The sequence below is a fragment of the Gloeothece verrucosa PCC 7822 genome (assembly GCF_000147335.1).
GTDB classification, from domain to species: domain Bacteria; phylum Cyanobacteriota; class Cyanobacteriia; order Cyanobacteriales; family Microcystaceae; genus Gloeothece; species Gloeothece verrucosa.
This window is the reverse complement of the sequence record NC_014502.1, coordinates 52,550-64,269: the sequence shown is the minus strand read 5'-3', so window position 1 is coordinate 64,269 and position 11,720 is coordinate 52,550. Positions and strand designations below refer to the sequence as shown.

The window sequence follows — 11,720 nt, the reverse complement described above, 5'->3', positions numbered from 1 at the left end:
TAACCTTTTTCTTCCATATTTGTCAAAAAAAACAGTATTACTGTAAAATTAAGTTAAGGGATTGAAATTAAGAATCACATCCTTCAAATTTAGATTAAAAGTAAAATTTTCAAGAGAATGGAAAACTCCCTAGTTTCAGTTATCATTCCTTCGTACAACAGCAGTAAAACTATTGTCAAGTGTTTGACAGCCCTTGAAGCCCAAGTTGATTGCCATCGTTTTGAAATTATTGTTGTGGATAGCTCTAATGATGCCACAGAAATGCTGATTGAGGAAAGATTTCCCAATATCAAGCTTTATCATTTTGACCAAAAAATGTACCCAGGGGATGCCCGCAATTATGGAGTAATCAATTCTCAAGGAAATATTCTCATATTTCTAGATGCAGATTGTTTCGTTAAACCAACATGGCTTAAGCAAATTATAGAAGCCCATGGGCAAACGGATCATCCCGTCGTTGGCGGGGCGATCGCCAATGGCAATCCAGAAAGCTATGTAGGTTGGGGTTACTATTTCTCAGGATTTAGTCAATGGATGCCTCAATCACATTCATTTGCTCGCACTGATATTCCTACGGGCTGTCTATCCTGTAAACGATGGGCATTTGAAAAGTATGGACCCTTTTTAGAAGGTGGTTTATGTGAAGATACCCTATTTACTTGGAAATTAGCTGATGCTGGTTATCAAGCCTTATTTGTTCCTAAGATTCAGGTGTTTCACATTAACATTAAGGATTTCGGGGATTTAATAAAACGCAAATTCAAGCATGGACAAAACTTTGCTCAACTCAGAGTGTTAGAAAAAAATTTTTCCCCGATCAAGCAAATAATATACGCAGGGGGATCATTTCTTCTTCCCTTTTTAATTACCTATCGTCGTAGCAAGGATGTTATTAAATCAGGGACATATATATATCAATTTATACTCACATTGCCAGTAACATTGGTGGGAATTTTATGCTGGTCTTTAGGAGAATTTTTTGGGTACGCTGGCATAGGTAAACCCTTGGAGTCATCAGAGTTAATTATCAGACATAAATATTAATAATTATTATGAAACTAGAAAACAAAAATAGATTTAAAGTTATTATTCTTGCAGCAGGTTATGGTAGAAGAATGCGTCCCTTAACCTATCACACCCATAAAACTTTATTAAAAATAGCAGATAAAACCGTTATTCAAAGAATTATTAATTCATTATTAGAATTTAAAATAACTGACATCAATATTGTTACTGGTTATCAAGATGCTGAACTAAAATTATATTTAAAACAAACCTATCCTCACTTAGATTTCAACTATATTTATAATCCTAAATACGCAGAAACGAATAATATTTATTCCTTGGCACTCGCTTTTGAAAATTTAAAAATTGATCGAGATATTATCTTGATTGAAGCTGATCTTATTTTTGATTCATCTATTTTAAAGCATTTACTACAATCACCTCACAGTAATGTTGCTTTGGTTGATTATTATCGTCTTGGTATGGATGGTACGGTGGTGACAATTTCCACAGAAAAAATAATTACGAATGTTATTCCTCCTCATTTACAAGGTAGTGATTTTGATTTTAGGGATAAATATAAGACTTTAAATGTATATAAATTTTCTCAAGAATTTTGTGCAAATAACTTTAGCAAATTACTTGTTTTTTATGCTAAAACTTTAGACAATAATTGTTATTATGAAATTATTTTAGGGTTAATTATTTATCTCGGTAAAGTAGAAGTTTATGCAGAGTTAATTCAAGGTAAATGGGCAGAAATTGACGATCCTAACGATTTAAGAATCGCAGAGTTTGTCTTTAATGAAAGTATTCAACAGCAAATATTAGACGCTTCTTTTGGGGGTTTTTGGAATTACGATATCTTAGATTTTTGTTTTCTTCGTAATATGTATTTTCCCAGTAACTCTTTGATTTCAGAAATTAAAAATAATTTAACTGTATTGCTACAAAGTTACAGTTCGACTCAAAAGATGATTGATGAAAAACTGAGCAGTTATTTATATTGTGAATCAGATTATGTCATTACTCTAAATGGTGCTTCTCAAATTTATCCTATTTTAGAGGAATATTTAAAAGAAAGTAAGGTTTTATTGCCTTGTCCTACCTTTGGTGAATACCCTCGTATTTTCAAGAATTGTTTGACTTATTCTGATCAAGTAGGAATAGATACCAATGAAATTTTAGACAAAATCAATGATTGTAACTCGGTGGTTATAGTTAATCCCAATAACCCTACTGGGTCAGTTATTTCAACGGAATTTATTTATAATTTAGCCCTCACTAATCCAAGTAAATTAATTATCGTTGATGAGTCTTTTATTAATTTTTCTGAAGAAAAAAGTATTTTAGAATTATTAAAAATTAACCCCCTTAATAATGTTATCTTATTGGTTAGTTTAAGTAAGATATTGGGGATTCCAGGAGTTCGTTTAGGCTATATCTATTGTTGTAATTTTGAATTAAATAACTATATTCGTCATCGAATCTCTATTTGGAATCTAAATTCTATCGCTGAATTTTTCTTAGAAATTATCCTCAAGCATCGTGATATGATCCAAGAATCTTATCAAAAAACTAAGAGGGATCGTCACGATTTTGCAGAGCAACTAATCCGGTTACCTTTAGTGAATCAAGTTTATCCTAGTGGGGCTAACTTTTTGTTAGTAGAATTAGATTGTGAAACAACCTTTATGGCATACTTAAAAGAACAATTATTAAAAAAATATAGAATTTACATCAAAGATGTCTCTAATCGTTTTACAACCTCTTATTCTTACTTAAGGTTAGCGGTAAGAAATGAAGAAGATAATCATAAGTTTAGTGACAGTTATTTGACAGTTATCAAAGATTATAATATTTTTAAAGAAACGTAGAACAAGCTTCTAGCTTATCATGGGAATCTTGTTTGTAGCACTATTCATCCAACTCTAAAGTAGAGGTAATCATGAGTAATCAATGGAAAATCATTTGGAATAAACGTCAAATATCTCATCAATATGATTCAATTTTAGAGTCTTTGATGCGAGCTAATGGATATGATAGTAAATTTTCCATGATTAGTGAAGAGGAATGGAAAAATTATATTTTTAAACAAGGGAAAAAACTCAATATCAGTCCCAATGATTCAATTTTTGAGGTCGGTTGTGGTTCAGGTGCTTTCCTTTATCCATTTTATCAACAAGGACATAAAATTGCTGGTATAGATTATTCTGAACCTTTAATTAAATTAGCATCAGAAACAATGTTAAATGGAGATTTTCAAGTTAAAGAAGCTATTAATTTAAATACAGAAAATCAATGCGATATTGTTGTTTCCAGTGGCGTATTTATCTATTTTCCTACTTACGAATATGGGGCTGAAGTTCTCAAAAAAATGCAAAAACTTGCTCGTAAAAGTATCGGTATTTTTGATGTTTCTGATCTGGACAAAAAAGAACAAGCATTAGCTAAAAGAAAATCTATCTTAGGAGAAAAAGAATATGAAAAAAAATATCGAGGCTTAGAGCATTTGTTTTATAGCAAAGATTGGTTTTATCAGCAATTAGCAAGTGAATCTGTAAAAGTAATTATCGAAGATCAAAAGATAGCTGAATATGATCATGCTGATTACCGTTTTAATATCTATATTCATAAAATTTAATTGATTATACTGGGAAAAAATTAATGCAATTTTGTACAAAAAATACATTACAATGCGAGCTTAATGGTTCTAACTCTAATTTTAGATATACAGAAAAGGGTCATAATATTCCTGTTTGCTGTGCTACTCATTTAGTTGAACTCTTATTTTTTGTTACTCATCTTTTAGAGGAACATAACATTCCTTACTTTATCTACTGGGGAACTCTTTTAGGAAGCATTAGACATAGTGGTTTAATTCCTTGGGATTATGATGTAGATATTGGAATTTTGAAGGATGATTTCGAGCGTGTTCAAGTTTTAAAACCAATCATTAAAAAAAATGGTTTTTGGTTTTCTAATTTTGCGTTTGAAGGTGAAGGTTGTACTATTTTTTATAGTAGAATAAATCATTTACACTTGGATATAGAAGTATGGGAAGCAGATGAAACATATATCAAATGGTCTGATTACAAACTACTAAAATCAGAAGTTTTTCCATTAATTAAATACCCTTTCTATCACAAGCATTTATTAGGGCCAAATAAAATTGACTCTTTATTAGATTATTATGGTTCAGATTGTTTAGAATACAGTTATAAAAACTATGATAAATCAAATGTTGCTCGAAAGATTAGAATGACCGATTTTCGTCCAGCATTAATTAATTTTAAACAAAATTTTGAATCCGATGAAAAAATCACTTTCGCTGATAAATTATCTCAAGAAGTAACTGTGTTAAAAGCCAATTTAACTTATGTAATAAAGAAAGATGACATTCTCGGAAAGATAATTATATTAGGAAGAATCATATTACCTTTCCCTTTGCGAGATTTTTTATGGCGAATGATTGGTATAAAAATATATCGTTTCTTTGGTTTATCCTAACCTATCTAAATGTTTATTTTTTTTGTAAATTATTTTCAATCTTTTGTCGTAACGCTTGTTTTGCTTGAGAGTAACCAAGGTGTTCAAAATCTTTCTGATAACGTTGATATACTAAATCGACTAATTCTTGAGTGTAATACTTGCTAAAGCTTGTTTTTTGTGTACTGTTTAGATGAGCTAAGTTCACATCAAAATTATAGGTCTTAGCAAGTTTTTCCCAGTCTTGTTGAAGCGTTTCCATCCGTCCAATAAAATCGGGTAATAACTTACCATAAGAAGATAGTATAGCATATTGAGATTTAAAATGATTATCAGCAAGATAGTCTGGTATTTTAACGATGATTTGCACAAATTCTGCAAAGCTAATATCATGAGGTATATAATAAGGATAATACCCTAACTTTGTGTCGAAATAAGGCACTGAATATCTTTGTTTAACATCAAGTACCTTGTCTCTATAACATGAAACCAATCTATCATAAGGGTTCCGTACAAAAGAGAAAATAGTATATTCAGGGTATTCATTCTTTTTGGGTCTTCCTAATTTAGATTGTAAAAACTGATCGAGATGAATATCTTCCTCTTGTTGAACTTTAATACCGTAACTACGAGCAATTGTAGTTTTAATCGAGGTACAAGCAACCTTTTGAACAACAAGATAAATCAATTTTCTATCTGTAAAAACGTATCTTGTTTGCGGAACTAACTCGCCATAACGCCATAGTCTAGAAGCTATGAAGCTTCCTTGTTGACAATACTTTAAAGTACGATTAATTAATTTTTTAGAGGTTGATATTACTGGTTTCAATTAATTATCTCCTGTAATATTTAACTGTTCTTAAGAAATTCAAGGAATCAATGTTAGGTAAAGTCATTAAATAAGAATAATCTCTTTATAAATATTGATTATTTAACCAGAAACAAAGCTATTTTTTCCACAACTAATTGAAACCAATGAAACAAAGAGTTGGGTAGCATTCTATAACCTAACTGACGACTATAGAACAATAATAGATGAGCAAATTTTTGTTTTCCTTTAATCTGACGGCGATTTAAAGCATTACGATAAGCACGGCGATAGTTTTCGTCTCCGATTCTCTGTTTTTCCAATTCATGAGATTGTGAATTTTCTAAATAGCGATATTTATATAATACTCGATCAATAAAAATAACGGAACTAACTTCTTCGAGTTTAAATACCAAATCTCGATCTTCCGCATACAACATACTTTGGTCAAGTCCTTTGGTTTTTCCATATATTGTGCGTCTAAAGGTCTTAAGATGAGAAATAAAACCACGAAATAAACTCGTTTCTTTTGAAGGTATTTTATGGGAATAACCTGTGCTTATTTTGAGGGTTAAATCTTCGTTATAAACATCATATTTGCTATAAACAAGACCAGCTTCAGGACTATTATTATAGGTTTTTAAGACAAATTCTGTAGCTTCTGCTTCAAGAGCATCATCTGGATCTAAAATACCGACTATATCAGTTTTAGCGTTTTCTATTAAAGTGATCAAAGTTGCGATATAACCCAGATTTTGCTCATGTTGAAGTAATGTAATTTTGTCCGATAAAAAAGGAGCTATTATTTCTAAGGAGTTATCTGTACTTTTATCATCCGCGATTAAACATAACCACTGGTTATTGGTTTGTGCGAGTAAGGAATTCAGACAATCTTGAATATATTTTCCGTTATTGTAGTTAGCGACTAAATAAGTTATTTGATGAGACATATACAGCAGTGAATATTTGAGAAATTAACCTTTTTTATCAATTTTAGCCTTTGTGGGGCAATTCCTCAAGGTGATTGAAAAAAATTAAATTTTAATCTATTTACAGTATATATTAACTGTTCCTTTGAATTAAATTAACGGTTAAATTTTTCCAGTAACTCATCAAAGCATTTTTTAGTAAAAGCCATCGTCGAAATAATTTAGGGTTTTGACATAGATAGATTTCTTTAATTAACAAAAACCAGAGTTCTAAATGACTTACTTTTTGTGATTTAAAATAGACTTTTAACCAGTTTAAAAAGACAAGCCTAGTTTGACTATATAATTCTATATTTTTAGTGATATCATTAAACATATTATTCGTACAACTGTCAGAATGTTGTCTGTATTTAGCCCAAATATGGTCACTAACAAAAACAGGAGAATTAAGTAATATTTTAACAAAAAAAACTTGATCTTCATATAGGGTGCGAAATTGATTTTCAAATGACCCCAATTCGGAAAAAACTTGCCGACGAATAATTGCATTACAAGAAGTCGGAGTTTGGACATTTAACTTTAATAAATTAATTAATAATTTTGGAGGAGGAATCAAATTATTTGGCGTTACACCAAGGGGATAAAAAATATCTTGTTCCTTGTCTTCTTCTTTTCCTGTCCAACTATACCAATATAGGGATTTACCATATATCATCATTGCTTCGGGGTATGTTTGAAAAAGAGCAATTTGTTCAGATAATTTGTTTTTCATCCAAATATCATCACAGTCTAGAAAAGCAATATAATTGCCTTTAGCATGAGCAATACCAAGATTTCGAGAAGCACTCATTCCCTTATTTTCATGATTAGAATGCTTTAAATAATAAACTTTTCCGGGATATTTTTTAGTATAGTTTAGGGCGATTTTTGTACTGCTATCAGTTGAACCATCATCCACTAAAAAAAGTTCCCAATTCTCATAAGTTTGAGCAAAAATGCTTTCTATGGCTTCGGTGAAAAATTTCTCACCGTTGAAAAAAATGATAATAACAGATACTAATTCCATTGACTTTTGTTGTTCTAATTGATATTTTTTTTTGAAGAAATGACTTTCTTCTGTAAGAGATTTTAAGGAACCTATTTATACTATTTTACCATTGTTTAATACAAAAATTTGATCAGCTTTTTCTATCGTAGATTAGGATTTACGCACTCTCCAGGAAATTATTAGGGTTTGAGATTGTCCGAGATCTTTCGCTAGCCCCTTCGCAAGCTCAGGGCTAGGCTACGCCTCGCTACGCGCACGGCTCAGGATGACATAAAATCGTTGCTTTTAATCAGGAGTGCGTAACTCCTAGTAGATAAACGATGAGCAATAATAATTCCTGTACGATTTGTACTGAGTAATTCAATAGATTACTGAATCAATTTTTCCGATATATTATAAAGAGAATTAGTGGCCTCATCTAAAATTAATATGTCCGGATTACATAAAATAGCCCTAGCAATCGAAATTTTTTGCCTTTGTCCACCAGAAAGTTTAACGCCTCTATCGCCAACAAAAGTATCATATCCTTGAGAAAGTTCAACTATAAAATCATGGGCATGGGCTTGTTTTGCAGTCATTATAATTTCTTAATTAATTTTTTTTCCCAATTTAAAGTAGTCTTAATAATTATATCCAAATTGTTGTATTTTGGTTGCCAACTTAGCATCTGACGAATTTTGTCAGGACAGGCGATGACACAAGCCGGATCTCCTTTTCGTCTCGGGGCTTCTTTGACAGGGAAGTCTACCCCTGAAATTTCCTTTACCTTTTCGATGACTTCTTTAACACTGTAGCCTTGTCCATAACCACAATTGAAGATCTGACTCGAATTTTCCTGTTCTAGATAACGCAGTGCATCAATATGAGCTTGAGCTAAATCTTCTACATGAATGTAATCTCGAATTGCGCTTCCATCTGGCGTGGGGAAATCTGTCCCAAAGATACTTACAAAAGGACGACGACCCAACGCCGCGTCACAACAAACTTTGCTCAAATGTTCGGCTTTTTGAGATGATGGCCCGATGTTGGCCTTGAGTTCTGCTCCCGCCACGTTAAAATATCGTAAAATTACATACCTAAATTGTGATGTTCTAGCATAATCATCTATAAAATATTCACTCATGAGCTTAGAGCGACCATAGGGATTAATAGGTTCTGTTGGTGATAATTCAGTAATAGGATTTTCTTTTGGTTCTCCATATACTGCTGCCGTACTAGAAAACACAAATTGGTTAATACCAAAAAGTTGACAACACTGTAACAACTGTAAAGTGTTACAGGTATTATTATTATAATAACTAAGAGGTTTCAGTATAGACTCAGAAACAGAAATACTGGCTGCAAAATGTAAAACAGCATCAAATTTATACTCAGAAAAAATTTGATAAAGTAAGTTTTTATCTTCTAAACTTCCAACAATTAATTTTCCAGATAGAACGGCAGAAGCAGACCCTGTCGAAAGATTATCATATACAACCACATTATATCCCGCTTTTGAAAGTTTACTAACTGTATGAGAACCAATATATCCAGCACCACCGGTAACTAATATTTTTTTACTCATAAATTTAGAAGAAAATGTTCGTAAAGGGGATCAATAGATTTTTTTAGCTCAAATTCTTTGAGAATTTTTTGAGGTAATTCTTCACAACTTTCATTGACTTCAACTTGAAAACGATTGCCCATACTTGTTACCCAACTCAAACGCGAAGCGAACAAGGAGAGTGGCTTCTTTTAGTTTAGTGCATCTTCATAAAGAATTGGTACAGCCCTTTCAAGGTCTTGTCTTTTGCCCCCATTTGTAGTTAGGTAAAGAAATCCCGTTTTCGCATTAGGGTAATAGCTAGAATGGTTTTCAGTCAAGTCTTTGAGCGTTTTGTAGAAGCCAGTCCAGTATTTGTTATGGTTCGCGGACTTCTAGAAAAAGTTTTGTCTCCTCAAAAAAGGAATGATTTATTTGAAAGAAGCACTACAACTCAGTACACGCTCTTAACTACTGTTTTCGACAGTCGTGGAGATGATGAATGCAGTATAAGACGGAATTCGACCCTCAATTCATGCTACTTATCAGGTGCTTTGCGTCAAATATGAGCGTTTTTATTACTTCAGTTTATAACAAGCGATTGGGCTATGGAGCCTAATGTTAGTGCTGAATTGGGAGCGATAAACAGCCTGTGAGATGGAAGCGATTATTAGACATCTAAATGGAAATTTGCTGCTCCTATCAACAAGATAACCAAGGTATTTATACTAAAATTTGTTGACACACATCTATCTTAAGATGTATCTTTACTAGGGGGTTGAAAATCGAGGAAATCAAGAGAGTTAAATCTAGTTAAGTAATATAATGCAAAAGTTTCTTTTAAATCTCGCTTGCTCGTCCGAATTCGCTGACTGGTTAACGCAACAGCATTTAAGTCTTGCTTTTACCACCTATCAAACCAACCGCTTACTTTTCCTGGGTAGCAGTCTTGAAGGAAGGCTAAAAGTCCATGAAAGGCTGTTGGATAAGCCTATGGGTCTTTTTGGCAATACAGAGCGCTTGTACCTGAGTACCCGTTATCAAATCTGGGAATTTCAGAATATTTTGTCCGAAGAAGAAACTTATAACGAAGCGGATTGTCTCTTTGTTCCCCGCAGCGCTTATTTTACAGGGGATCTGAATGTTCACGATCTCGTTATTAACGATACACAAGAGTTAAAATTTGTCAATACTGATTTTAGTTGTATTTCTAGAGTAAGTCAGGATTATAGCTTTGTTCCTTGCTGGAAACCCCCTTTTATATCTAAATTAGTAGCGGAAGACCGATGTCATCTCAATGGCTTGGCGATGGTTCAGGGGCAACCAGCTTACGTGACAGCCTGTAGCGCGACGGATACGGCAGCCGGGTGGCGCAATTGTCGTCATGATGGCGGAATTGTTATAGATGTAGCGCAAAATGAAATAATTGCGCGGGGCTTATCTATGCCGCACTCACCCCGTTACTATCAGGGGAAATTGTGGTTACTCAATTCGGGAACCGGAGAATTTGGCTACATAGAGGGAGAGCAATTTGTCCCCTTCACCTTCTGCCCTGGTTTTGTGCGAGGATTAGCTTTTTGGGGAAATTTCGCCTTTGTCGGCCTATCTAAGCTACGTTCCCAGAATTTTACCGGATTAACCTTAGAAGAGCGCTTAAGGGAGCAGGGAGAGGCTCCTCGCTGTGGTTTAATGGTGATTGATTTAGCAACCGGAAAACCTCTGCATTGGCTCTATTTTGAGACGGTTATCGAAGAATTATTTGATGTGGTAGTTTTGCCCGGAGTCCGTCAACCCAAAGCACTTGGGTTACAGGGAGATGAAATTCAAAGACTGGTAACATTTCCGAATAGTGGCGGGATTATCATTACCAAACCCACCGCACAGCGCCCGAGTTTAGGCGCAACTCCTCCCATTGCTGGCTTGCCTTCAGAATCTATTGAGGTAAAGGAAACAAGAGCTAAGTCAAATATCAGTAATAATGAGGTCAAATATCAACGAGTTTATCACCTAAATAGCACTAATATCCTAGATTACGATGAATTAACCTTTCCTCGCTTACAGAAGCGCTTCAAGAAACAACCGCCCCAAGGGGAAGTAACCGGGCTTTCTGCTTCCGTAGCTGGCGCTATGGTGGGGTTTGCCATTGCTGAACGTTTAAATCTCCAACAAGGGGAAATTATTTCTCTGTTCGTCTTACCCGAATACCGAAACCAGGGAATAGGGACTCGCTTAGTGGCTTATTTAGAGAAAGAATTAGCCCAACAGGGCTGTACTGAGTTAATTATCAGCTATCACACCAGTTTATTAACCAAAGCGGCTTTAGAACCTCTACTACAAAAGCTGAATTGGTCAACTCCAACAATTACCTTGGTGCTAGGCAAAACCTCTACAGAAAAAATTGCCTTAGCTCCCTGGTTACAAAAGTATCCCCTACCTCCAACTTTTGAGGTGTTTCCTTGGTTAGAAGAAAGTTCCACTTCTAATGGGGATCACCCCTTAGAACCCCTAAATAGCCTGGGATTGCGCTATGGGGGGGAGGTAATTGGTCGAGTGTTAACCCATCGGGTGGCCTCTGATACCATTCGTTACACGACTCTGGAAATGGCTGAACCCTTCCAGAGGAAAGGACGAGGGGTTTCTCTGTTAGCTGAGGCTATATCTCGCCAAGTTAACAGTGATGTGCCCTACCTTACGGGTGCGGTTTCACCCGGTTATCCGGGTTTGTGGCAGTTTGTCGGACGACACCTGACTCCCTATTTAATTGGGTTAGGGGAAGTGCGCCAAACCAATAAACTTCTTGCACAAATAAGTCAAAAGTAAAAAAAATTGATGATTTCTGTACAGCAATTGATGTTCTTGGCTTTATGCCAGAGGTCTAATAAGTCGATCAAACCAACAATTAAATCTGGAGACAACTAA

General features: G+C 34.2%; 11 protein-coding genes and 1 pseudogene. 6 read left to right on the top strand and 6 right to left on the bottom strand.

Translation table 11 applies throughout. The features are described from left to right. Positions 1–117 precede the first annotated feature (117 nt). The 4 genes from CYAN7822_RS32800 to CYAN7822_RS32785 all read left to right on the top strand — a co-directional run bounded on the left by CYAN7822_RS32800 (position 118) and on the right by CYAN7822_RS32785 (position 4,515). Positions 118–1,044 carry a glycosyltransferase family 2 protein gene (locus tag CYAN7822_RS32800; protein ID WP_013325567.1) on the top strand — a complete coding sequence of 309 codons (927 nt, stop codon included), beginning with the start codon at positions 118–120 and terminating at the stop codon, positions 1,042–1,044. A gap of 8 nt (positions 1,045–1,052) precedes the next feature. Continuing rightward, positions 1,053–2,882, top strand: coding sequence for an aminotransferase class I/II-fold pyridoxal phosphate-dependent enzyme (locus CYAN7822_RS32795; RefSeq protein WP_013325566.1), 1,830 nt, complete (start codon positions 1,053–1,055; stop codon positions 2,880–2,882). Between the two features lie 71 nt (positions 2,883–2,953). Next, positions 2,954–3,649 (top strand): class I SAM-dependent methyltransferase, encoded by a 696-nt coding sequence (locus CYAN7822_RS32790; protein ID WP_013325565.1) that lies wholly within the window; start codon positions 2,954–2,956, stop codon positions 3,647–3,649. 23 nt (positions 3,650–3,672) lie between these two features. Next, on the top strand, positions 3,673–4,515 hold the full coding sequence (locus tag CYAN7822_RS32785) for a LicD family protein (protein WP_013325564.1): 843 nt from the start codon (positions 3,673–3,675) through the stop codon (positions 4,513–4,515). 13 nt (positions 4,516–4,528) lie between these two features. On the opposite strand, the gene CYAN7822_RS32780 is transcribed toward CYAN7822_RS32785, so the two are convergent. From CYAN7822_RS32780 to CYAN7822_RS40300, 6 genes and pseudogenes are all read right to left on the bottom strand, one after another. Next, on the bottom strand, positions 4,529–5,323 hold the full coding sequence (locus tag CYAN7822_RS32780) for a sulfotransferase family protein (RefSeq protein WP_013325563.1): 795 nt from the start codon (positions 5,321–5,323) through the stop codon (positions 4,529–4,531). A gap of 98 nt (positions 5,324–5,421) precedes the next feature. Beyond that, on the bottom strand, positions 5,422–6,252 hold the full coding sequence (locus CYAN7822_RS32775; protein ID WP_013325562.1) for a glycosyltransferase family 2 protein: 831 nt from the start codon (positions 6,250–6,252) through the stop codon (positions 5,422–5,424). A gap of 112 nt (positions 6,253–6,364) precedes the next feature. Further along, positions 6,365–7,297 (bottom strand): glycosyltransferase family 2 protein, encoded by a 933-nt coding sequence (locus tag CYAN7822_RS32770; protein WP_013325561.1) that lies wholly within the window; start codon positions 7,295–7,297, stop codon positions 6,365–6,367. 290 nt (positions 7,298–7,587) lie between these two features. Next, positions 7,588–7,866, bottom strand: a pseudogene (locus CYAN7822_RS37195) (ATP-binding cassette domain-containing protein); the annotation flags it as partial. Next, positions 7,857–8,843, bottom strand: coding sequence for a UDP-glucose 4-epimerase GalE (gene galE, locus CYAN7822_RS32760; RefSeq protein WP_013325560.1), 987 nt, complete (start codon positions 8,841–8,843; stop codon positions 7,857–7,859). The pseudogene CYAN7822_RS37195 and the gene galE, both read right to left, overlap by 10 nt. Further along, positions 8,840–8,965, bottom strand: coding sequence for a hypothetical protein (locus CYAN7822_RS40300; protein ID WP_280990653.1), 126 nt, complete (start codon positions 8,963–8,965; stop codon positions 8,840–8,842). Before CYAN7822_RS40300 ends, galE begins: the two co-directional genes overlap by 4 nt. 162 nt (positions 8,966–9,127) lie before the next feature. Here CYAN7822_RS40300 and CYAN7822_RS36480 point away from each other — a divergent pair, with 162 nt between their 5' ends. Next, a complete protein-coding gene (locus CYAN7822_RS36480) occupies positions 9,128–9,370 on the top strand; it encodes a hypothetical protein (protein ID WP_245602862.1) in 243 nt (80 codons plus the stop codon). A 256-nt stretch (positions 9,371–9,626) separates the two neighbouring features. Next, positions 9,627–11,621, top strand: coding sequence for a TIGR03032 family protein (locus tag CYAN7822_RS32755; RefSeq protein ID WP_013325559.1), 1,995 nt, complete (start codon positions 9,627–9,629; stop codon positions 11,619–11,621). Positions 11,622–11,720: the final 99 nt, after the last annotated feature.

Bases quoted from the DNA above. Each gene is read 5' to 3' on its own strand.
- CYAN7822_RS32800 (WP_013325567.1), top strand. From the start codon at position 118: ATGGAAAACTCCCTAGTTTCAGTTATCATTCCTTCGTACAACAGCAGT.
- CYAN7822_RS32795 (WP_013325566.1), top strand. From the start codon at position 1,053: ATGAAACTAGAAAACAAAAATAGATTTAAAGTTATTATTCTTGCAGCA.
- CYAN7822_RS32790 (WP_013325565.1), top strand. From the start codon at position 2,954: ATGAGTAATCAATGGAAAATCATTTGGAATAAACGTCAAATATCTCAT.
- CYAN7822_RS32785 (WP_013325564.1), top strand. From the start codon at position 3,673: ATGCAATTTTGTACAAAAAATACATTACAATGCGAGCTTAATGGTTCT.
- CYAN7822_RS32775 (WP_013325562.1), bottom strand. From the start codon at position 6,252: ATGTCTCATCAAATAACTTATTTAGTCGCTAACTACAATAACGGAAAA.
- CYAN7822_RS32770 (WP_013325561.1), bottom strand. From the start codon at position 7,297: ATGGAATTAGTATCTGTTATTATCATTTTTTTCAACGGTGAGAAATTT.
- galE (WP_013325560.1), bottom strand. From the start codon at position 8,843: ATGAGTAAAAAAATATTAGTTACCGGTGGTGCTGGATATATTGGTTCT.
- CYAN7822_RS40300 (WP_280990653.1), bottom strand. From the start codon at position 8,965: ATGGGCAATCGTTTTCAAGTTGAAGTCAATGAAAGTTGTGAAGAATTA.
- CYAN7822_RS36480 (WP_245602862.1), top strand. From the start codon at position 9,128: ATGGTTTTCAGTCAAGTCTTTGAGCGTTTTGTAGAAGCCAGTCCAGTA.
- CYAN7822_RS32755 (WP_013325559.1), top strand. From the start codon at position 9,627: ATGCAAAAGTTTCTTTTAAATCTCGCTTGCTCGTCCGAATTCGCTGAC.